Below are 21,512 nucleotides of genomic sequence, written 5' to 3'. Positions count from 1 at the left end.
TCATAAAGGAATTAAAAATTATCCCTAATGACGATCCGTTCTTAGATCAACATCGGGCAAGCCTATGCAAAAAGCGCAAATACAAAGAACAGGCGAAATGATAAATATGTCACGCGCTCACATTAGGACTGTGATATTGATAGACTTCTCATTTTTCCTCATCTCCTACAAACGGTCCTAATCCATGTCGATTGAGAAAGTCGCGCACTTAGCGGGTGTGTCAAAAGCCACGGTTTCACGGGTTTTGAACCACAATCCCGGCGTGCGTCCGGATACGCGCGCCAAAGTGCTCGCGGCCATCGACATTTGTGATTACCAGCCAAATTTACTGGCGCGACAGTTACGCACTGCTCAAAGCCATATGCTGCTGGTACTGATTCCCGACATTACCAATCCGTTCTGCTCCCGCGTGGTTCAGGGCATTGAGGCCGAAGCCGAAGCGCAGGGCTATCACATCCTGCTGTGCAACTCCGGATCGCAGCTGCGGCGCGAAGCGGCCTACATTGCGCTGCTGACCGGTAAAGTGGTGGATGGCGTGATCACCATGGATGCGGCGGCGTGCCTGCAAGAGCTGAAAGAGCTGATTGGCGATGCTCCCTGGGTGCAGTGTGCCGAATACGATCCCTCAATCGCGGCATCCAGCGTGGCGATTGATAATAAAGAAGCCGCATTCGAAACCGTGTGTTACCTGGCGAGCAAAGGCCGCGGGCGTATTGCGCTGGTGAACTGCGATATGCGCTACCTCTATTCACATCAGCGTGAAGAGGGCTATCGCAATGCACTGGAAAAACTGGACCTTAATTGGGGCAGCGTGGCCTATGCGGAAAACGTTTCGTGCGACGCGGGCAGCGCGGCGTTGCGCGAACTGCTAACGCTGCCTGAGCGCCCTGATGCGGTGTTTGCGGTTTCGGATGTGCTGGCGGTTGGCGTGATTCATGCGGCTTTGGAAGCGGGTTTGCGCGTGCCAGAAGACTTAGCGGTGGTGGGATTTGATGGCATCAACTTTACCAGCAGTCTGAATCCGCCGCTGACGACCATCGAGCAGCCGATGAATCGCATGGGCGCGCGTAGCGTACAACTGTTATTGAATCGGATTCGCCAGCCAAACTCGCCGGTGGTGCATGAGGTGTTACCCTGGAAGCGCGTCGAGCGCGCTTCCAGTTAACTCAGCGCCAGATCAGCAACACGCAGGCGGCGGTAAGCAAGCCCATTGCCAGATTGAAGATTTTCCATGCGCGCGGGCTGCGCAGCAGACGTCCAATCAGCGAACCAAAGCCCATCCAAATCACGCCAGAGACCACGTTTACCATCGCCATGCCGATGCTAATCGCCACCACTGAATGAAGATATTGGCTACCAGCAAGGCTAAAGCTGGCAACCGCACCCAGCGCCATCAGCCAGGCTTTCGGATTGATCAACTGCAACAAGCCGCCTTGCCAGAACGGCATCTGCTTCACATTGACGTCATCGGTTTCCAGCTTTTCATATTCAGCGGTGGCGATTTTCCACGCCAGCCACAGCAGATAGAGGCTACCGGCAATCTTCAGGATCAGATGTAGTGAGGGATAAAGCAGGATAAGACTGCCGATGCCAAATGCCACCATCAGCAACATGACTTGCATGCCAATCATGATACCAATGAGCAGCGGTATGGTGCGCAGGAAGCCAAAATTAGCACCAGAGGCGGTAAGTAACATATTATTGGGCCCGGGCGTGATGGCTGCGACCCAAAGAAAACCTAACATTGATAAAAAAAGACTCAGTTCCATGTATATTCGGGTGCTCCTCACCCAGTAAAGCGAACAACCCATCGAAGCTATCAGCGACTTATGCATCAGACAAGCCTTTACCCAAGCTATTTTGATCGCCCCAGCGGCGAGCGCTTTAAACCACTGCGCGGATTCACTAACGCGCATCTGCAAACGCTGCTGCCGCGCATTTTACGCCGCCGCGTTACCCTACGCCCGCACTGGCAGCGTCTTGACCTGCCCGACGGTGATTTTGTTGATTTAGCGTGGAGCGAAGATCCGGCGCAGGCACGTCACAAGCCGCGCATGGTGATGTTTCACGGTTTGGAAGGCAGTTTCCGCAGCCCTTATGCGCATGGCTTGATGCAGGCGTGCCAGGCGCGTGGTTGGCTGGCGGTGGTCATGCACTTTCGCGGCTGTAGCGGCGAGCCGAATCGCCTGGAGCGCATCTATCACTCCGGTGAAACCGAGGACGCCACCTATTTCCTGCACTGGCTGCGGCGTGAATGGGGAACCGTACCGACCGCTGCGGTTGGCGTTTCGCTGGGCGGTAACATGCTGGCTTGCCTGCTGGGCATGCAAGGTAATGATGTGCCCATCGATGCTGCCATCGCCATTTCGGCACCGCTGGCGTTGGAGCCATGCAGCACCAAGCTGGATGTCGGCTTTTCACGTTTCTATCAACACTATTTACTGACGCAGCTGAAAAAGAACGCCACGCGCAAATTACATGCCTGGCCCGGCACGCTGCCGGTCGATCTCAGTCAGCTGCGCGCTTTTCGCCGTCTGCGTGAATTTGATGATGCAATAACCGCTCGCGCGCACGGTTTTGTTGATGCCAACGACTATTATCAACGTGCCAGCGCCATGCCGCTGCTGACCGGCGTACGCAAACCGCTGCTGATCATCCATGCACAAGACGATCCTTTTATGACCGATGCTGTGATCCCGCGCCCTGAGCAGCTGTCAGCCTCCATTCAATATCAACTGACGCAGCAAGGCGGCCACGTAGGTTTTGTGGGTGGCACCTTACTCAAACCGAAAATGTGGCTAGAACAGCGCGTGCCCGACTGGCTCTCAACTTATCTGGATGTGCAATTGTGATTATTCCGTGGCAAGAACTAGAAGCAGAAACGCTGGAAAACCTGATTGAAACTTTCGTGCTGCGCGAAGGCACCGATTACGGCGAGCAGGAACGAAGCCTGATGCAAAAAGTGGCCGACGTGCGCCGACAGCTGGAGCGCGGAGACGTGGTGCTGGTATGGTCGGAGCTGCATGAATCCATCAACATCATGCCGAAGGGTGAATTTCGCGGCTGATGCACCCAGCGGCAATTCGTGGTAACAATGCTCATCGCCGGACTTCACAGGGAGCTCTGTTATGTCAGCCAGGCATCCAATTATTGCCGTCACCGGTTCCAGCGGCGCCGGAACCACTACCACCAGCCTCGCCTTCCGCAAGATTTTCCAGCAGCTGAATCTGCATGCGGCGGAAGTCGAAGGCGACAGTTTCCATCGCTACACGCGTCCAGAAATGGACATGGCGATCCGTAAGGCGCGCGACCTTGGTCGCCATATTAGCTATTTCGGCCCGGAAGCGAATGACTTCGGCCTGTTAGAGCAGACATTCAAACACTACGGTAAAACCGGGCTGGGCGAATCGCGTAAATATCTGCATACCTATGATGAAGCGGTACCGTGGAATCAGGTTCCGGGCACCTTCACGCCGTGGCAACCGCTGCCGGAAAACACCGATGTGTTGTTCTATGAAGGCCTGCACGGCGGCGTTGTCACGCAGCAGCAGAATGTGGCAGAACATGTTGATCTGTTGGTTGGCGTGGTGCCGATTGTTAATCTCGAGTGGATTCAGAAGCTGGTGCGCGACACCGGCGAGCGCGGCCATTCACGCGAAGCGGTAATGGATTCAGTGGTGCGTTCGATGGAGGATTACATTAACTTCATCACGCCACAGTTCTCGCGCACGCACATTAACTTCCAGCGCGTGCCGACCGTCGATACCTCAAATCCGTTTGCCGCACGGGAAATCCCGTCATTGGATGAGAGCTTCGTGGTGATCCATTTCCGTGGCTTAGAAGGGATTGCGTTCCCCTATCTGCTGGCGATGATTCAGGGATCGTTTATCTCCCACATTAATACGCTGGTGGTACCCGGCGGGAAAATGGGATTAGCAATGGAGCTGATTATGCTGCCGCTGGTGCAACGACTGATTGAAGGGAAGCGGATTGAATAAGAGTGATAGGTCGCCATTAATGGCGACACTACGAAATGAGCGCGTTTTGTAGGGTGCGCATTAATGCGCACCTGGAAGCATTAACGTTCGATCACTTCATAGCTATGGGTGATTTCCACGCCTTTGCCCAGCATGATCGCCACCGAGCAATATTTTTCCGCTGACAAATCAACCGCGCGGGAAACCGCCTTATCACTCAACGCTTTGCCGCTGACAATAAAATGCAGGTTGATGTGGGTAAAAATACGCGGTGCTTCTTCGCGGCGTTCAGAGGTGAGTTTCACTTCGCAATCGGCCACATCGCTGCGCCCTTTTTGCAGAATCGAGACCACATCAATGGCGCTGCAACCCCCTGCTGCCATTAACACCATCTCCATTGGACTTGGCGCTTTATCACCGGAATTCCCGTCCATTAACACCTGATGTCCGGATGAGGATTCTCCGAGAAAGGTAAGACCTTCCACCCATTTCACTCGTGCCTGCATGATTCTTTCTCCTGAAGCGGCGGTTTTGCCGCCAGAGTACGCTTTCACCTGATAAACAGCAATCCAGACTATTCCCCCGTTTGCTGAAGCGAGACAACACAAGACAGCTCGCAAAAGCTGTGCTACAAACAGTGCTGAAAATATTTTCGTCGTTACAGACGAAGGCGGGAAGAATCAAAAGCGTAGCTTAAGAATGACCCGGAATAATTTTTCCATTACTGGAAACGCTCGACGATTAAACCGCCTGACAGGGAAAAAATGCCCCCTGTATTTTGGGCACGATTACAACAGAGGATAATAGCGAATGGTTCTCGGCAAACCGCAAACAGACCCTACACTCGAATGGTTCCTGTCCCATTGCCATATTCACAAATATCCGTCCAAAAGCACGCTCATCCATCAGGGTGAGAAAGCGGAAACGCTGTACTACATCGTGAAAGGTTCCGTAGCGGTACTGATTAAAGATGAAGAAGGCAAAGAGATGATTCTCTCCTACCTCAATCAGGGAGATTTCATTGGCGAACTCGGTCTTTTCGAAGAAGGCCAGGAACGTAGTGCCTGGGTGCGTGCGAAGTCTGCCTGTGAAGTGGCTGAAATTTCCTACAAAAAATTCCGTCAGCTGATTCAGGTAAACCCGGATATTTTAATGCGACTTTCGTCGCAAATGGCGCGTCGTCTGCAAGTGACATCAGAGAAAGTGGGCAACCTTGCTTTCCTTGACGTAACAGGACGTATCGCGCAAACGCTGCTTAATCTGGCTAAACAGCCAGATGCGATGACTCACCCAGACGGCATGCAAATTAAAATCACCCGTCAGGAAATTGGTCAGATCGTGGGCTGCTCACGCGAAACCGTGGGTCGTATCCTGAAAATGCTGGAAGATCAGAATCTGATCTCTGCACACGGTAAAACCATCGTCGTCTACGGCACCCGCTAATTTCTTCTCACCCACGGCGTGATGGCAACATCGCGCCGTTTCTATTTGCGATGAGCTGATGTGGCGCCGAATCATCTATCATCCTGAAGTTAACTATGCACTGCGGCAAACGCTGGTGCTGTGCCTGCCTGTGGCTCTCGGCTGGCTGTTTGGCGATCTGCAAAAAGGTCTGCTGTTCTCGTTAGTGCCTGCCTGCTGCAATATGGCGGGTCTGGATACGCCGCACAAACGCTTTTTCAAACGCTTGATTGTGGGTGGTTCGCTGTTTGCCACCGGCAGCTTCCTGATGCAAATTTTGACCGCTTACCAGATTCCGCTGCCGTTGATCCTGCTGGCGCTGCCGCTGCTGATCGGCGTGACCGGCGAAATCGGCCCGCTGCATGCACGCCTGCTGCCCGCCACCTTAATCGCTGCTATCTTTACGCTCAGCCTGGTTGGGCGCATGCCGATATGGGTGCCGCCGCTGCTCTATATTGGCGGTACGCTGTGGTACGGCTTGTTCAACTGGTTCTGGTTCTGGCTGTGGAAAGAGCAGCCGATGCGTGAATCGCTCAGCCTGCTGTTTCGCGAGCTGGCGGATTATTGCGATGCCAAATACACCTTACTGACACAGCTGACCGATCCGGAAAAAGCGTTACCGCCGCTGCTGGCGCGCCAGCAAAAAGCGGTCGATCTCATCACTACCTGTTACCAGCAAATGCATATGCTGTCGGCCAGCCGCGATAACAGTCACAAGCGCCTGACGCGCGCCTTCCAGGTGGCGCTGGATTTGCAAGAACACATCTCGGTCAGCCTGCATCAGCCCGAAGAGGTACAGAAACTGGTGGAGGAGAGCCACGCTGAAGCGGTGATCCGCTGGAACGCCAAAATCATCTCCGCACGTTTGCGCGTGCTGGCTGATGCAATTCTCTATCATCAGCTGCCGGATCGTTTTCACATGGAGAAACAGCTGGGTGCGCTGGAGAAAATTGCCCGTCAGCATCCGGATAACCCGGTTGGCAACTTCTGCCTCTATCACTTCAGCCGCATCGCCCGCGTATTGCGCACGCAGAAGCCGCTTTACACGCGCGATCTCATGGCCGATCGTCAGCGTCGCTTACCGCTATTGCCAGCGTTGCGCAGCTATTTATCATTCAAATCTACCGCGTTACGCACCGCGGCCCGCTTCGCCGTAATGCTGATGTTTGGTAGCGCGCTGGCGTTGTTCTTCAACATTCCTAAACCTTACTGGATTCTGATGACCATCATGTTCGTCAGCCAGAACGGCTACAGCGCCACGCGCGTGCGTATTCAGCACCGTGCGCTGGGCACCTTTGCCGGTTTGCTGATTGCCGCCGCCTCGCTGCGGCTGGCGGTGCCGGAGTCGATCACTCTGCTATTTATGCTGGGCATCACGCTGGCGAGCTATCTGATCACGCGGAAATATTACGGCTGGTCGATGATTGGCTTCACCGTCACCGCGGTGTATTCACTGCAGCTGCTATCGCTCAACGGCGCGCAATTCTTGTTGCCGCGCATGATGGACACGCTAATGGGCTGTTTGATTGCTTTCGCCGGTATGATTTGGCTATGGCCACAGTGGCAAAGCGGGCTGCTGCGTAAAAATGCGCACGATGCGCTGGAAGCTTATCAGGACGCACTGCGCTTGCTGCTCGGACCGGAACAGGCGCCGGAGAAGCTGGCTTATCAGCGCATAAAGGTCAATCAGGCGCACAATGCGCTGTTCAACTCCCTGAACCAGGCATCGAGCGAGCCCGGCTTCAACCTGCAATATTTGCAAGATATGCGCATGTGGGTGACGCACAGCCAGTTTATCGTTGAGCACATCAACGCCATGACGATTCTCGCGCGCGAGCACACCATGTTGACGTCGAAGCTGGCGGAACGGTATCTGCAATCCTGTGAAATCGCGCTGCAGCGCTGTCAGCAGCGGCTGGCGTATGACGGGCCGGGCAACGACAGCAATATTCTGGAAGCGCCGGAGAATCTTAACGAAGGGCCGGTAACGATTGTCGAACAGCACGTGAAGCGGATTTTGCAGCACCTTAACGTCATGCACACTATCTCTTCACTGGCGTGGAGCCAGCGACCGCATCATGGCCGCTGGCTCAAGGTGTTACGCCCGAAAGCGGATTAAGCAGCCAGCACCTTTTCAATCGCCGTAGCGAAACGCGTCATGCCTTCGGCGATGTCGGTTGGCTCAATCACCAGCGACGGCACAAATCGAATCACATCGCTGCCGGCGGTGAGAATCATCAGCCCTTCCGCTGCGGAAGCATTGAGGATGTCGCGCGCCTTGCTGGCGAACTGCGGCTGCAGCGCGGCACCTATCAGCAGACCTTTGCCACGAATCTCGCTGAAGATAGCGAATTTACTGTTGATGGCCTGCAGCGCTTCCACAAACTGCTGGCGGCGCGCTTCCACACCTTCCAGCACTTCCGGAGTATTGATGATATCCAGCGCGGTTTCCGCAATCGCACAGGCCAGCGGATTGCCGCCATATGTGGTGCCGTGCACGCCCGGCGCCATCACTGCCGCAATGTCATTGGTGGTCAACATCGCGCTTACCGGGAATCCGCCGCCCAGCGCTTTCGCGGTGGTCAGGATATCGGGCTTGATGCCGTAATGCTCGTAGCTGAACAGCTTACCGCTGCGGCCCATGCCGCTCTGTACTTCATCTAATACCAGCAGCGCATTATGTTCGTCGCACAACGCACGCAGGCCCTGCATAAATTCCTGCGTAGCCGGAACTACGCCGCCTTCGCCCTGAATCGGTTCTACCACAATGGCGCAGGTGTGATCGTCAATCACCGCTTTTACCGCGTCGAGATCGTTGAACGGCACATGCACGATGTCAGCCGGTTTTGGCCCGAAGCCATCGGAATATTTCGGCTGCCCGCCAACCGACACGGTAAATAGCGTGCGGCCATGGAACGCATTGTGGAAAGCGATAATTTTGCTTTTGAATGGGCTGTGTTTTTTGCAGGCATAATAGCGCGCCAGCTTGAAGGCCGCTTCGTTGGCTTCTGCGCCGGAGTTACCGAAAAACACGCGGTCGGCAAAGGTAGCAGCGATCAGTTTACTCGCCAGACGCAGCGCCGGTTCGTTAGTGAACACGTTGCTGGTGTGCCACAGCGTTTCGCCCTGGGTTTTCAGCGTCTCCACCAGCGCCGGATGACAATGGCCCAATGCCGTCACCGCAATACCGCCTGAGAAATCGATATACTCTTTGCCCTGCTGATCCCACACTCGGCTGCCCTTGCCTTTAACCGGCACAAACTGCGCAGGTGCATAAACAGGCAAAATTACGTTATCGAACGTTTCCCGGGTTACCGCTAGTTTTTCCGCTGCCATTGACGACCTCATCGGGTTATTTGTTGAGCTGATGTGAAATTATAATCACAAAATATGCATAAAAAATCACACCATGGCAAATATAAGTTACGCGCTGAGGAAATTAGCCAGCAGCTGGTGACCTTGTTCACTGAGGATGCTTTCCGGGTGAAACTGCACGCCTTCCAGCGGCAAAGTGCGATGGCGGAAGCCCATGATCTCATCCGGTTCGCCGTCGCGCAGGCTCCACGCGGTAATTTCAAAGTCTGCAGGCAGCGTATCGCGCGCCACAATCAGCGAATGATAGCGCGTCACGGTCAGCGGATTATTCAGGTTGCGAAACACGCCTTGATTGCTGTGCTGAATGCGCGAGGTTTTACCGTGCATCACCTGCCGCGCGCGTACCACCTGCGCGCCATATGCCTGAGCGATCGCCTGATGCCCAAGGCAAACCCCCAGAATCGGCACACGTCCGGCGAAGTGACGAATAGCGGCAAGCGAGATGCCAGATTGATCCGGCGTACACGGACCCGGCGAAATCACCAGATGCGTCAGCGGCAACGCTTCAATCTCTTGCAGCGTAATGGCATCGTTGCGCACCACGCGCACATCAGCGCCCAATTCGCAGAAGTATTGGTAGAGATTCCAGGTGAAGGAGTCGTAGTTATCGATTAGCAGTAGCATAGCGCCCTCAGGCCAGTAAAAGCGGCGCTATTCTACCCATTTTAGCTAATCGGGCTCACCACTTTCGCAAACTGCGCGGTAAGCGGAGCCAGATCGCCGGCGACGCCCGCCGAGATCGCCGCGCGCCATTCATCGCGCTCGAGCGTGTCCCACGCCAGCTGATAACCGGCGTGCAGCGCCAGCTGTTCGAAGAAGATACGCTGCGCGCGTCCATTGCCAGCGCGGAACGGATGCAGGACGAAAATCTCACAGTAGTAGTGCGCAATCCGTGCCGCAAAGGTTTCCACTGCCAGGTCGGCCAAACCGCGCTCCTCTTCCAACGCCTGCATCAGCGTATTGCCCTCTTTCTCGATATATTCGCAGTGGCAATAGGGCGTTTCATCACGCCAGATATCGATAGTGCGCAGCTCTCCCGCCCAGCTATAAAGATCCTGAAATAGCGTGCGATGAATATGGCACAACCGCGGCAAGCCGATGCTGCGCGGACCCAGTTCTAACGTCGCCAGGCGCGCGCTGCTGAAGGCCAGTTCGGCTTTACGCAGCTGCGCTTCATCGTGAATGTCGAGGCGATTCTTGAGAACGTTGTCGTTTTGCCACAGATAGGGATCGCGCACCGCCAGGCTGTTATCCGCCATATTGCCTCCTCAGCGACGCAAGTCGTTCTTCGGCATGTTCCGCAACGATCAAGGATTCAGTAGATGTGTATCCGGCCAGACGACAACTGGCTTGATAGCTCGCAGCGCGCTGCTGCTGCCACAAGGTGGCTTTTTGTTTCTCGGTGAGTTTGCTGGTCATAGCGCCTCCGGCTGGCAATGAGCCCTAAGTATAAGCAGCAATTTTTTGCTTTGCCGGAGGGGCAATAACGCGCCCAACAAAAATGGCGCGTTTCGCGATTAAGGCAGGACTTTGGCGGAAAGGATAACAATCGGTTTTGATGGCACATTTTGGTACGGCCCCACATCTTTGGTCGGTACCTGAGCAATCTTATCAATCACATCCTGGCCTTTCACAACTTTACCAAACACTGCATAACCGAAATCACGCTGACCGTGATCGAGGAAGGCGTTATCTGCCACGTTGAGGAAGAACTGGCTGGTGGCGCTATCTTTATCTGCGGTACGCGCCATCGAAATGGTGCCACGCAGATTACGCAAGCCGTTGTCGGCCTCGTTTTTGATTGGCGCAACAGTTTGCTTTTGCTGCATATCCGCCGTAAATCCGCCGCCCTGAATCATAAAGCCAGGAATAACGCGGTGGAAAATGGTGTTGTTGTAGAAACCGTTGTTGACGTAATCAACGAAGTTTTTCACCGAAACCGGGGCTTTCTGGTTGTTCAGTTCGAGTTCGATATTGCCCGCAGAGGTGGTGAGCAGCACATGTGTATCCCCTTTTGCTGCCAGCGCGGCAGAAGATACGGAAGAGAGCGCTAACAGGGCAACTGCCGCTGTCAAAGTACGTTTAAGCATGAAAGATTCCTTACCATGGAGAGCTAGCTCAAAAACGAGATTGATTGTAAAGAGCAAGTAATCCAAGAGCCAGCGTTTTACCGATATTTACGTGGATGTTGCGATTGTCATACTTTTGCCGCCACGCAATCATTTTCGTGATTAAAATCACACTATTAGTGAAATATCCCCAGCTTGTTTCACTCGTTGTTTATTAAGATCACAGTTGCACTTACAATTCATGACACTTTTTGCCAATCTCGGCGCTTCACAGGTTCAGAACATGACAAACCGTAATCGGCTCGGCCTTACCTGGATTAGCTATTTCTCCTATGCGCTTACTGGCGCACTGGTGATTGTTACCGGTATGGTGCTGGACAATATCGCACAGTATTTCCAGCGTCCTATCTCAGAAATGAGTAACACCTTTACCTTCCTTAATGCGGGCATTTTGGTGTCAGTGTTCCTGAATGCCTGGCTGATGGTCATTGTGCCGCTGAAGCGCCAGCTGATCTTTGGCTTTGTATTGATGATTCTTGCCGTCGCCGGCCTGATGACCAGCCACGATCTCACCGTGTTCTCACTGTGCATGTTCGTGCTCGGCGTGGTCAGCGGCATCACTATGTCGATCGGGACCTTCCTGATCACCCATCTTTATGATGGTCGTCAACGCGGCGCACGTCTGCTGTTTACCGATTCGTTCTTCAGCATGGCGGGCACCATTTTCCCGATCATCGCGGGTATCCTGCTGGCGCGCGCGCTGCCATGGTATTGGGTTTATGCCTGCATCGGCGTGATTTATCTCGCGATTTTTGTACTGACGCTGTGCATTGAGTTCCCGGTATTGAAGAGCGAAGCCGCTAAGCCCGGCGTGGAGAAAGAGAAGTGGGGCGTCGGCGTGCTGTTCCTGTCGATTGCAGCACTGTGCTACATCCTCGGCCAGCTCGGCTTCATCTCGTGGGTGCCAGAATACGCCACCAAATCGATGGGCATGGACATTGCCGCTGCTGGTCAACTGGTGGGTAATTTCTGGACCGCCTATATGGTTGGCATGTGGGTCTTCAGCTTCGTGCTGCGCTTCTTCGATCTGCAGCGCATCCTGATGGTGCTCGCGGCACTGGCAACCGGTTTGATGTACTGGTTCGTCACGTCCAACGATGCCAGCATGCTGCACTGGATCATCATGACGCTGGGCTTCAGCTCAAGCGCGATTTACACCACCATCATCACGCTGGGCTCGCTGCAAACCAAGGTCTCTTCACCGAAGCTGGTGAACTTCATCCTGACCTGCGGCACCGTCGGCACCATGCTGACATTTGTGGTAACCGGCCCCATCGTGGCAAAAGGTGGCGCGCATGCGGCACTCTCAACCGCCAACGGTTTGTACGCCGTGGTATTTGTGATGTGTGTTCTGCTGGGCTTTGTGACTAAACATCGCCAGCACGGCCATGTTACCCACTAAGTTCGACGGGCGGAGTTCGCTCCGCCCTGCTCTTCAGCGCTTAAACGTCACCGCCTCTTTCTCTGCTAAATAGATCTCACTGCTGGCTGGCTGCGTCGCTGCCACCACCATCCCTTTGCGCAGCGAATAACGCACCGGCACCTGTCGCCGGACCGCATCAAATCCACTCTCTGCCGGCAGAATAATCAAACTGGCATCGTTGCCCGGTTGAATACCGTAATTTGCCAGCTGCAGGGTTTTGGCGCTGTTCGCGGTAATCAGCTGCAATCCGTTATCGATCTGCTCGTAACCCATAAGCTGACAGACGTGCAGTCCCATATGCAGCACCTGTAGCATGCTGGCGGTACCAAGCGGATACCAGGGATCGAACACGTCATCGTGCCCAAAACAGACGTTGATATGGGCCTCCAGCAGCTCTTTCACCCGCGTGATGCCGCGACGCTTGGGATAGCTATCAAAGCGCCCTTGCAGATGGATATTTACCAGCGGATTGGCGATGAAGTTGATGTTGGAAAGCTTAAGCAGGCGAAACAGGCGCGATGTATAGGCATTGTTGTAAGAGTGCATCGCCGTGGTGTGGCTGGCGGTGACGCGTTCGCCGTTGCCATCGCGATGCGCCAGCGCCGCCACGGTTTCGACAAAGCGCGACTGCTCATCGTCGATCTCATCGCAGTGCACATCCACCAGCCGATCGTAACGATTGGCCAAAGCAAAAGCTTTATGCAGCGACTCAACGCCGTATTCGCGGGTGAATTCGAAGTGCGGAATGGCACCTACCACATCTGCCCCCATGCGTAGCGCCTCTTCTAACAGCGCTTCACCATTGGGATAAGAGAGAATGCCTTCCTGCGGAAACGCCACAATCTGGATATCGATCCACGGTGCCATCTCTGCTTTCACTTCCAGCATCGCTTTTAACGCGGTTAGCGTGGGATCGGAAACATCAACGTGGGTGCGCACGTGCTGAATACCGTTGGCGATTTGCCACTTCAGCGTTTGCTGCGCGCGCTGTTTCACATCTTCATGGCTGAGCAGTGCTTTACGCTCAGCCCAGCGTTCAATGCCCTCAAACAGCGTGCCGGATTGATTCCAGGCTGGTTCGCCAGCGGTTTGCGTGGTATCGAGGTGAATGTGCGGTTCGATAAACGGCGCGCTGGCTAGCCCGCCTTCCGCATCCAGCGCATCAGCCTGCTCAACCGTGTGTGGCGGCTGCGATCGAAGGTGCGCAATCTTGCCGTTGTCGATTTCGATCTGCCACAAGCCTTGCTGCCCTGCTACGCGCAGGTTGTTGATCCACTTCAGTGATGGATTTGCCATGCCGTTCTCCGCTAAAACACAAAATCTAAAGCTAGCATGAAAACCAATGTCACCGCGGGCACATTCCGTAGCGGCGCCATTTATTGCGCGATGAATCGCGCCGTGAGGAAATGTGCGGCGAAGAAAATGATTGGGTAATTATCAACCAAATAAGCCACTTAACTAATTCGTTCAAAATCAGTTACATACCTCAAAATAGGTATATAAGGGCGCGCTTGATGCATATCAATAAGCGCCAAAAGCGCCGCGCTAAGGTAGGCGCAGATACCGCAATTTTTGAGGCAAGCATGAGCAAGCACAGTGTCGTTATCATTGGCAACGGCATGGTCGGCCACCGCTTTATAGAAGAACTTATCGACAAAGATGAATCGAATCAGTTTGCGATAACCGTTTTCTGTGAAGAGCCCCGGGTCGCCTATGATCGCGTCCACCTTTCCGCCTATTTCTCCCATCACACCGCTGAAGAACTCTCGCTGGTGCGCGAAGGTTACTATCAGAAGCATCAGGTAAATGTATTACTCGGCGAACGCGCCATTACCATTAACCGCGACGAAAAACTGATTCACTCGAATACCGGGCGCGCAGTGCATTACGACACGCTGATTTTCGCCACCGGTTCCTATCCATGGATTCCGCCCATCAAAGGCGCGGAAGGCAGCGACTGTTTCGTCTATCGCACCATTGAAGATCTTAACGCCATTGAAGCCTGTTCACGCCGCAGCAAACGCGGCGCGGTGATTGGTGGCGGACTGCTGGGGCTCGAAGCGGCGGGCGCGCTGAAAAATCTTGGCATTGAAACCCACGTGATTGAGTTTGCACCGGTGCTGATGGCGGAACAGCTCGATCCCCAGGGCGGCGAACAGCTGCGACGCAAAATCGAGCAGATGGGCGTAGGCGTCCACACCGACAAAAACACGCAGCAGATTGTCCATCATGCCACAGGTGGCAAAACGCTGGAGTTTGCCGACGGCAGCGCGCTGGATGTCGATTTCATCGTCTTCTCCACCGGTATTCGCCCGCAGGATAAGCTGGCCAAACAGTGCGGCTTAACACTGGGCGAGCGCGGCGGCATCGCCATTGACGATCGCTGTCAGACCAGCGATCCGGCGATTTATGCGATCGGTGAATGTGCCGCGTGGCAGAACCGTATTTACGGCTTAGTCGCGCCGGGCTACAAGATGGCGCAGGTTGCCAGCGATGCCGTGGTTGGCCGCGACAACCTGTTTGCCGGTGCAGACATGAGCGCCAAGCTGAAACTGCTGGGCGTGGATGTCGGTGGCATTGGTGACGCGCATGGCCGCACGCCGGGTGCGCGCAGCTACCTGTGGCTCGACGAGCAGAAAAACATCTATAAGCGCCTGATTGTCAGCGAGGATAACCGCACATTACTGGGCGCGGTATTGGTGGGAGATACCAGCGATTACGGCAATCTGTTGCAGCTGGCGCTGAATAACATCCCGCTACCGGAAAATCCGGAAGGGCTGATCCTACCGGCAGGCAGCGGCGATAAACCGGTAATGGGCGTTGATTCGCTGCCGGATAGCGCGCAAATCTGCTCCTGCTTTGACGTGAGTAAAGGCGATATCGTCAAAGCCGTGCAGGGTGGTTGCCATACCGTAGCGGCGCTGAAAGCCGAAACGCGCGCGGGTACCGGCTGCGGCGGCTGTATTCCACTGATTACGCAGGTGCTGAACGGTGAATTGAGCCGTCAGGGCATTGACGTTAACAATCATCTGTGTGAGCACTTCCCCTACTCGCGTCAGGAGCTGTATCACCTGATTCGCGTGGAAGAAATCACATCGTTTGACGCGCTGCTGGCCAAATATGGTCAGGGCTACGGCTGCGAAGTGTGTAAGCCCACCGTGGGTTCGCTGCTGGCCTCCTGCTGGAACGAGTACGTGCTGAAGCCGCAGCTGGCACCGCTGCAGGACAGCAACGATCTGTTCCTCGGCAATATCCAGAAAGATGGGACTTACTCGGTGATCCCACGCTCGGCCGGAGGCGAAATTACCCCGGAAGGGTTGATGGCGATTGGCACCGTGGCGCGTCAGTACAATCTCTACACCAAAATCACCGGCTCGCAGCGTATTGGCCTGTTTGGCGCGCAGCGTGACGATCTGCCTGCTATCTGGACGCAGCTGATCGCGGCCGGTTTTGAAACCGGACAGGCGTATGCCAAAGCGCTGCGCATGGCGAAAACCTGTGTGGGCAGCGTCTGGTGCCGCTTTGGCGTTGGCGACAGCCTTGGCTTCGGTATTGAGCTGGAAAACCGCTACAAAGGCATTCGTACCCCGCACAAGATGAAATTTGGCGTCTCCGGCTGCACGCGCGAGTGCGCGGAAGCACAGGGTAAAGATGTCGGCATCATCGCCACCGAGAAAGGCTGGAACCTGTATGTGTGCGGTAATGGCGGCATGAAACCTCGTCATGCCGATCTGCTGGCTGCCGATCTCGATCGCGACACGCTGCTGAGCTATCTCGATCGTTTCATGATGTTCTACATCCGCACCGGCGACCGCCTGCAACGCACTTCGCTGTGGCTGGAAAGCATGGATGGCGGCATCGATTACCTGCGCAGCGTCATTGTTGGCGACAAGCTCGGCCTGAATGCGCAGCTGGAGAGCGAACTGGCACGTCTGCGTGGCGAAGTGATCTGCGAATGGACAGCAACGGTGCAAGATCCTCAGCAGCAGGCTCACTTCAACACCTTTATCAACAGCGACCAGCGCGATCCGCTGGTGCAGCATATTAACCAACGCGAGCAGCATCGTCCGGCACGTCCCGACGAGCGCATTGCGGTCACTCTGATTGAGGAGATTGACGCATGAGCCAGTGGCATTCCGTGTGTGAATTCAAGCAAATCCTGCCTGCGACCGGTGTGTGTGCGCTGGTCAACGGCCAGCAGATTGCTATCTTCCGTCCACGTGACGATGAACAGCTCTACGCATTGAGCAATATCGATCCTTTCGCCCAGGCCAGCGTGTTATCACGCGGCCTGATTGCTGAGCACCAGCAAGCGCTGTGGGTGGCTAGCCCGCTGAAAAAGCAGCGCTTCCGCCTAAGTGATGGCTTCTGCCTGGAAGACGAAGCACGTTCGGTGGCGAGCTATCCGGTGCGAGTCAGCAAAGGCCGGGTTGAGATTTGTGCCTGACCGCATTCCTTTACTTAATGAGACGTCACTATGTTTACTGACACCCTGAATAAATGTGCCGCCAATGCGGCACGCATTGTGCGTACCGCGCAGCACAGCCCGCTGGCCTTCTGGATCGGCTCGGCGATGGCTGGTGCTTACGTTGGTTTGGCCATCATCCTGATTTTCACCTTGGGCAATCTGGTCGATCCGGCTTACCGTCCGCTGCTGATGGGCGCCACCTTCGGGATCGCGTTGACGCTGGTGATCATCGCCGGTTCCGAGCTGTTCACCGGTCATACCCTGTTCCTGACCATTGGCGTGAAAGCCGGCACCATCAAGCAAGGCCAGATGTGGTGTGTACTGCCGCAAACCTGGCTGGGGAATTTAATCGGCTCCGTGCTGGTCGCACTGATCTATTACTATGCGGCAGGCCCATTGCTCCCCAATGCTGGCTCGCTAATTCATAGCGCCGCGCTGGCGAAAACCACGCAGCCAGCCATGGCGCTGTTCTTCAAGGGCGCACTGTGTAACTGGCTGGTATGTCTGGCAATCTGGATGGCACTACGCACCGAAGGCACGGCGAAGTTCATCGCGATCTGGTGGTGTTTGCTGGCGTTTATCGCTTCCGGCTATGAGCACTCCGTAGCCAATATGACGGTCTTTGCACTGTCATGGTTTGGTCAGCATAATGCGGACCTCACTTTGAGCGGCATCGGCCACAATTTGCTGTGGGTAACGCTGGGCAACATGTTCTCCGGCATGGTGCTGATGGGTCTCGGTTATTGGTATGCCACCCCGCTGGCGCAGCGTCCACAGGCCGAAGCGCAAGCCACGCCGCTCAAAGCGGTATAACCATTTTCAGCCCGCCCCGTGCGGGCTTTTTTTAGGATGAGCTATGGACTACTTTCCGCTGTTTTGCCGCCTGCAGGGCAAACGCTGTTTGCTGGTAGGAGCGGGAGATGTAGCAGAACGCAAAGCGCGTTTGCTGCTGGATGCCGGTGCCGATCTGCACGTTGGCGCGCTGGATTTCTCCCCCGCGTTTCAGCAGTGGGCACAGCAGGGAAAGGTGACCTTATTAACCGGCGCGTTTGATGATAGCTGGCTGGACTCGTGCTGGCTGGTGATTGCCGCCACCAATGATGATGCGGTCAATCAGCAGGTGACTTTCGCAGCCGAGCAGCGTCGCATCTTCTGCAATCTGGTGGATGCGCCGCAGGAAGCCAGCGCGATCATGCCATCGATTGTCGATCGCTCACCGCTGATGATTGCCGTTTCGTCCGGCGGCCGCGCGCCGGTGCTGGCACGTTTGCTTCGGGAGAAGCTCGAAGCGATGCTGCCACAGCATCTCGGAGAGCTGGCGTCCCTGGCCGGTTCGTTGCGTGGCCGTGTGAAGCGCACCTTTGCCAGCATGGCGCAGCGCCGCGCGTTCTGGGAACGCTTCTTCGTGAGCGATCGTCTGGCACAAACCCTGGCGAATGGCGATCGCCCACGTGCTGATGCCATCGTCGATAACTTGTTCGATGCCCCGCTGTCGCAGCAGGGTGAAGTGGTGCTGGTTGGCGCCGGGCCGGGTGATGCCGGATTGCTCACGTTGAAAGGTTTGCAGCATATTCAGCAGGCCGATGTCGTGGTGTATGACCGCTTGGTTTCAGAACCGATTCTCAATCTGATACGTCGCGATGCTGAGCGCATCTTTGTCGGCAAACAGGCCGGTCATCACTGCGTACCCCAAGCGCAAATCAACCAGGTTTTACTCGAACAGGCGCAAAGCGGCAAACGCGTAGTACGCCTTAAAGGCGGCGATCCCTTTATCTTTGGGCGCGGTGGTGAAGAGCTGCAGTTGCTGGCACAACACCATATTCCGTTTAGCGTGGTGCCGGGCATCACGGCCGCATCGGGCTGTGCTGCCTACAGCGGCATTCCGCTTACGCATCGCGACCATGCGCAGAGCGTACGATTCGTGACGGGCCATTTACAGCAGCATGGCGAGATTGAATGGCGCAAACTGGCGGCGGAGCAGCAAACGCTGGTGTTCTATATGGGGCTGGCGCAAGCGCCGGAAATCCAACAGCAGCTGTTGCAGCACGGCATGGATGCCGCTATGCCGGTGGCGATCGTACAGAACGGCACCACGCCGCAGCAACGCGTGGAAACCGCAACGCTGGCAGAGCTGGCGACGTTGGCGCAGCAGTTTGAAAGTCCAGCGCTGATTATTGTCGGTCGCGTAGTGGCGCTGCGGCCTCAATTACGCTGGTTCTGAACCACCAGGCCATCGCACAAATAAAAACGGCGGATCATGATGATCCGCCGTCGCGTTCTCGCCGGCAAACCGCTTAGGGTTGTGCGACAAAACCTACCGCTTCGTACACTTTCTTCAGCGTTTCCTGCGCATGCGCGCGGGCTTTCGCTGCGCCATCGCGCATCACCTGATTCAGCAGCGCTTCGTCGTTACGGAAACGATGATAGCGCTCCTGCAAGTCGGTCAGCATGCCTGAAACGGCATCCGCGACCGCGCCTTTCAGATGGCCATACATTTTGCCTTCAAACTCCTGTTCCAGCTCGGCAATGGTTTTGCCGGTTACGCCCGCCAGAATATCCAGCAGGTTAGAAACACCGGCCTTCTCTTTGACGTCGTAGCGCACCACTGGCGGCTCAGCAGAGTCTGTTACCGCGCGCTTGATCTTCTTCACCACCGCGGTGGTGTCTTCCAGCAGACCAATCACGTTATTACGGTTGTCGTCTGACTTAGACATTTTCTTGGTCGGTTCAAGCAGCGACATGACGCGCGCGCCTGATTTCGGAATGAACGGCTCCGGCACTTTGAACACATCGCCGTACAGCGCATTGAAACGCTGCGCGATATCGCGGCTCAGTTCCAGATGCTGCTTCTGATCTTCGCCCACCGGCACCTGATTGGTTTGATACAGCAGAATGTCAGCTGCCATCAGCACCGGATAATCAAACAGGCCCGCGGTGATGTTTTCCGAGTAACGCGCTGATTTATCTTTGAACTGCGTCATGCGGCTCAGCTCGCCGAAGTAGGTGTAACAGTTCAGTACCCAACTCAGCTGCGCATGTTCAGGCACGTGCGACTGAACGAAGATGGTGCTTTTCGCCGGATCGATGCCGCAGGCAAGGTACAACGCCAGCGTATCCAGCGTGGCTTTACGCAGCGCAACCGGATCCTGGCGGACGGTGATGGCGTGCAGATCGACGATGCAGTAAATGCAGTGGAAATCATCCTGCATCTGCACCCACTGACGCAGCGCACCCATATAGTTGCCAATGGTCAGTTCACCGGAAGGCTGGGCGCCGCTGAAAACGATGGGTTTGCTCATGTTATGTCCTGATAATCACAGCCCGATAGCGGGCAAAAGTTCGTCAAAAGAGTCGAGAGTTAAATCGGGATGGCTGGTCGCAATTGGCTCACCGTAGTTGTAGCCAAAAGTCATACCGATGTTCGGTACGCCTGCCGCCTGGGCTGCGAGAATATCATTGCGCGAATCGCCGACAAACAGCAATTGTCCGGGAAGCACGCCAAAATGGCCGAGCACAAGGAAAATGGCCGCTGGATGCGGCTTTTTCACAATCACATCATCGCCGCCAATAATCTGGGTAAAGTAGTCAGCAATGCCGAGCGACTTCAACAATGGCGCGACAAACGGCGTAGGTTTGTTGGTGACTATGGCCAGCGGCAGGCCTTTTGCCTGCAGCGCCGCCAGCGTCTCTTTCACCCGCGGGAACAGGGTGCTGCCCGCTTCCACCGTTTCGGCATAGTACTTATCGAACAGCGCACGCGCATCGCGCTGCTCTTCAGCATGCGGTTCGCGACCCAACGCCCAGGTCAGCGCGCGGGTCATCATCACATCCGCGCCGTTGCCAATCCAGGTTGATGCTAACGCCACACCCGGCGGCGGCAGTTGCAGATCGCCCAGCGCGTGATCGATCGCCTGCGCCAAACCCGGTGCGCTATCCACCAGCGTTCCGTCGAGATCGAACGCCAGCGCGCGGATATCAGTGAAATGAGCCATTAACTTTCTCCAGTTCGCCACGCATTTCATCGATCACTTTTTTGTAATCCGGGTGACCAAAGATCGCGGAACCGGCAACAAACATATCGGCACCGGCGGCAGCAATCTGGCCGATGTTGTCGATCTTCACGCCGCCATCCACTTCCAGGCGAATGTTGTAGCCGCTTTGATCGATCAGGCGACGCGCTTCGCGCAGTTTGTCGAGCGTGCCGGGAATAAAGGATTGCCCACCAAAGCCCGGATTCACCGACATCAGCAGAATGATATCCAGCTTATCCATAACATAGTCGAGGTAGTCGAGCGGTGTAGCAGGATTAAATACCAAGCCGGCTTTGCAACCGTGCTCTTTGATCAGCTGCAGCGTGCGGTCAACATGCTCGCTGGCTTCCGGATGGAAAGTAATGAAGGTGGCGCCAGCTTTCGCGAATTCCGGGATCAATGCATCCACCGGCTTTACCATCAGATGCACATCAATAGGTGCAGTGATACCGTAATCGCGCAGCGCTTTCAGCACCATCGGCCCCATCGTCAGATTGGGAACGTAGTGGTTATCCATCACATCGAAATGGACGACATCGCCACCTGCCGCCAGCGCTTTGGCTGTGTCTTCACCTAAACGCGCGAAGTCAGCAGACAGAATTGAAGGGGCCAGTAAAAATTGTTTCATCCGATTCTCCCAATTTTGTG

22 protein-coding genes are annotated in these 21,512 nt (G+C 55.4%); 11 read left to right on the top strand and 11 right to left on the bottom strand.

The window, feature by feature from the left end:
• The first annotated feature begins 184 nt into the window (after window positions 1-184).
• The gene (locus ACIP6T_RS22050; protein WP_345827949.1) at window positions 185-1,165 is read left to right on the top strand and encodes a LacI family DNA-binding transcriptional regulator; all 981 of its coding nucleotides are present in this window, start codon (window positions 185-187) and stop codon (window positions 1,163-1,165) included.
• Between the two features lies 1 nt (window position 1,166).
• On the opposite strand, the gene ACIP6T_RS22045 is transcribed toward ACIP6T_RS22050, so the two are convergent.
• Window positions 1,167-1,769 (bottom strand): LysE family translocator, encoded by a 603-nt coding sequence (locus tag ACIP6T_RS22045; RefSeq protein ID WP_345827947.1) that lies wholly within the window; start codon window positions 1,767-1,769, stop codon window positions 1,167-1,169.
• A gap of 60 nt (window positions 1,770-1,829) precedes the next feature.
• Here ACIP6T_RS22045 and ACIP6T_RS22040 point away from each other — a divergent pair, with 60 nt between their 5' ends.
• From ACIP6T_RS22040 to ACIP6T_RS22030, 3 genes are all read left to right on the top strand, one after another.
• Window positions 1,830-2,852: a hydrolase gene (locus tag ACIP6T_RS22040; protein ID WP_345827946.1), complete on the top strand. Its 1,023-nt coding sequence runs from the start codon at window positions 1,830-1,832 to the stop codon at window positions 2,850-2,852.
• Window positions 2,849-3,067, top strand: a complete 219-nt coding sequence (locus tag ACIP6T_RS22035) for a YheU family protein (protein WP_097095810.1) — start codon at window positions 2,849-2,851, stop codon at window positions 3,065-3,067. Before ACIP6T_RS22040 ends, ACIP6T_RS22035 begins: the two co-directional genes overlap by 4 nt.
• A gap of 61 nt (window positions 3,068-3,128) precedes the next feature.
• Window positions 3,129-3,998, top strand: a complete 870-nt coding sequence (locus ACIP6T_RS22030; RefSeq protein ID WP_097095809.1) for a phosphoribulokinase — start codon at window positions 3,129-3,131, stop codon at window positions 3,996-3,998.
• Window positions 3,999-4,078: 80 nt separating this feature from the next.
• Here ACIP6T_RS22030 and ACIP6T_RS22025 read toward each other — a convergent pair whose 3' ends face one another.
• The gene (locus ACIP6T_RS22025; RefSeq protein WP_097095808.1) at window positions 4,079-4,483 is read right to left on the bottom strand and encodes an OsmC family protein; all 405 of its coding nucleotides are present in this window, start codon (window positions 4,481-4,483) and stop codon (window positions 4,079-4,081) included.
• A gap of 304 nt (window positions 4,484-4,787) precedes the next feature.
• Between ACIP6T_RS22025 and crp the strand changes: the two genes are divergently transcribed.
• A complete protein-coding gene (crp, locus tag ACIP6T_RS22020) occupies window positions 4,788-5,420 on the top strand; it encodes a cAMP-activated global transcriptional regulator CRP (protein ID WP_003852956.1) in 633 nt (210 codons plus the stop codon).
• A gap of 58 nt (window positions 5,421-5,478) precedes the next feature.
• A complete protein-coding gene (locus ACIP6T_RS22015) occupies window positions 5,479-7,557 on the top strand; it encodes a YccS/YhfK family putative transporter (protein ID WP_400458938.1) in 2,079 nt (692 codons plus the stop codon).
• Here the strand turns inward: ACIP6T_RS22015 and ACIP6T_RS22010 are convergent.
• The 5 genes from ACIP6T_RS22010 to ppiA all read right to left on the bottom strand — a co-directional run bounded on the left by ACIP6T_RS22010 (window position 7,554) and on the right by ppiA (window position 10,903).
• On the bottom strand, window positions 7,554-8,774 hold the full coding sequence (locus ACIP6T_RS22010; protein WP_097095806.1) for an aspartate aminotransferase family protein: 1,221 nt from the start codon (window positions 8,772-8,774) through the stop codon (window positions 7,554-7,556). The two genes, ACIP6T_RS22015 and ACIP6T_RS22010, sit on opposite strands and share 4 nt — an antisense overlap.
• Before the next feature lie 87 nt (window positions 8,775-8,861).
• The gene (locus ACIP6T_RS22005) at window positions 8,862-9,437 is read right to left on the bottom strand and encodes an aminodeoxychorismate synthase component II (RefSeq protein WP_097095805.1); all 576 of its coding nucleotides are present in this window, start codon (window positions 9,435-9,437) and stop codon (window positions 8,862-8,864) included.
• A gap of 41 nt (window positions 9,438-9,478) precedes the next feature.
• Entirely contained in the window at window positions 9,479-10,072 is a 594-nt protein-coding gene (locus ACIP6T_RS22000; protein WP_400458934.1) for a putative adenosine monophosphate-protein transferase Fic, read from the bottom strand.
• Window positions 10,062-10,232, bottom strand: a complete 171-nt coding sequence (locus ACIP6T_RS21995; RefSeq protein ID WP_400458931.1) for a YhfG family protein — start codon at window positions 10,230-10,232, stop codon at window positions 10,062-10,064. Before ACIP6T_RS21995 ends, ACIP6T_RS22000 begins: the two co-directional genes overlap by 11 nt.
• A 98-nt stretch (window positions 10,233-10,330) precedes the next feature.
• Window positions 10,331-10,903, bottom strand: coding sequence for a peptidylprolyl isomerase A (gene ppiA / locus ACIP6T_RS21990; protein WP_097095802.1), 573 nt, complete (start codon window positions 10,901-10,903; stop codon window positions 10,331-10,333).
• Between the two features lie 262 nt (window positions 10,904-11,165).
• On the opposite strand from ppiA, the gene tsgA reads away from it, so the two are divergent.
• Window positions 11,166-12,344 (top strand): MFS transporter TsgA, encoded by a 1,179-nt coding sequence (gene tsgA, locus ACIP6T_RS21985; protein ID WP_097095801.1) that lies wholly within the window; start codon window positions 11,166-11,168, stop codon window positions 12,342-12,344.
• Between the two features lie 33 nt (window positions 12,345-12,377).
• Here tsgA and ACIP6T_RS21980 read toward each other — a convergent pair whose 3' ends face one another.
• On the bottom strand, window positions 12,378-13,661 hold the full coding sequence (locus ACIP6T_RS21980; RefSeq protein WP_400458927.1) for a cytosine deaminase: 1,284 nt from the start codon (window positions 13,659-13,661) through the stop codon (window positions 12,378-12,380).
• Between the two features lie 287 nt (window positions 13,662-13,948).
• Here ACIP6T_RS21980 and nirB point away from each other — a divergent pair, with 287 nt between their 5' ends.
• From nirB to cysG, 4 genes are read left to right on the top strand one after another with little or no spacing between them, the layout of a single operon-like run.
• Window positions 13,949-16,489 carry a nitrite reductase large subunit NirB gene (gene nirB, locus ACIP6T_RS21975; RefSeq protein WP_400458924.1) on the top strand — a complete coding sequence of 847 codons (2,541 nt, stop codon included), beginning with the start codon at window positions 13,949-13,951 and terminating at the stop codon, window positions 16,487-16,489.
• Window positions 16,486-16,812, top strand: a complete 327-nt coding sequence (nirD, locus tag ACIP6T_RS21970; protein WP_400458921.1) for a nitrite reductase small subunit NirD — start codon at window positions 16,486-16,488, stop codon at window positions 16,810-16,812. The genes nirB and nirD overlap by 4 nt, the downstream gene beginning before the upstream one ends.
• A 30-nt stretch (window positions 16,813-16,842) precedes the next feature.
• Window positions 16,843-17,646: a nitrite transporter NirC gene (gene nirC / locus ACIP6T_RS21965; RefSeq protein WP_345827933.1), complete on the top strand. Its 804-nt coding sequence runs from the start codon at window positions 16,843-16,845 to the stop codon at window positions 17,644-17,646.
• Between the two features lie 43 nt (window positions 17,647-17,689).
• Window positions 17,690-19,054 carry a siroheme synthase CysG gene (gene cysG / locus ACIP6T_RS21960; RefSeq protein WP_400458918.1) on the top strand — a complete coding sequence of 455 codons (1,365 nt, stop codon included), beginning with the start codon at window positions 17,690-17,692 and terminating at the stop codon, window positions 19,052-19,054.
• 73 nt (window positions 19,055-19,127) lie between these two features.
• Here the strand turns inward: cysG and trpS are convergent, their stop codons facing one another.
• Genes trpS through rpe form a run of 3 tightly spaced genes read right to left on the bottom strand, consistent with a single transcriptional unit; the run spans window position 19,128 to window position 21,492 of the window.
• A complete protein-coding gene (trpS, locus tag ACIP6T_RS21955) occupies window positions 19,128-20,132 on the bottom strand; it encodes a tryptophan--tRNA ligase (RefSeq protein WP_097095796.1) in 1,005 nt (334 codons plus the stop codon).
• Window positions 20,133-20,147: 15 nt separating this feature from the next.
• On the bottom strand, window positions 20,148-20,825 hold the full coding sequence (locus ACIP6T_RS21950) for a phosphoglycolate phosphatase (RefSeq protein WP_097095795.1): 678 nt from the start codon (window positions 20,823-20,825) through the stop codon (window positions 20,148-20,150).
• Window positions 20,809-21,492, bottom strand: a complete 684-nt coding sequence (gene rpe, locus ACIP6T_RS21945) for a ribulose-phosphate 3-epimerase (protein ID WP_097095794.1) — start codon at window positions 21,490-21,492, stop codon at window positions 20,809-20,811. Before rpe ends, ACIP6T_RS21950 begins: the two co-directional genes overlap by 17 nt.
• Between the last annotated feature and the right edge of the window lie 20 nt (window positions 21,493-21,512).

Origin of the sequence: Pantoea sp. NPDC088449, assembly GCF_044753225.1 — a bacterium.
In the GTDB taxonomy this organism is placed as follows: domain Bacteria; phylum Pseudomonadota; class Gammaproteobacteria; order Enterobacterales; family Enterobacteriaceae; genus Pantoea; species Pantoea floridensis.
The sequence above is the reverse complement of the archived record's forward strand: the minus strand, read 5'-3'. Positions and strand labels throughout refer to the sequence as shown.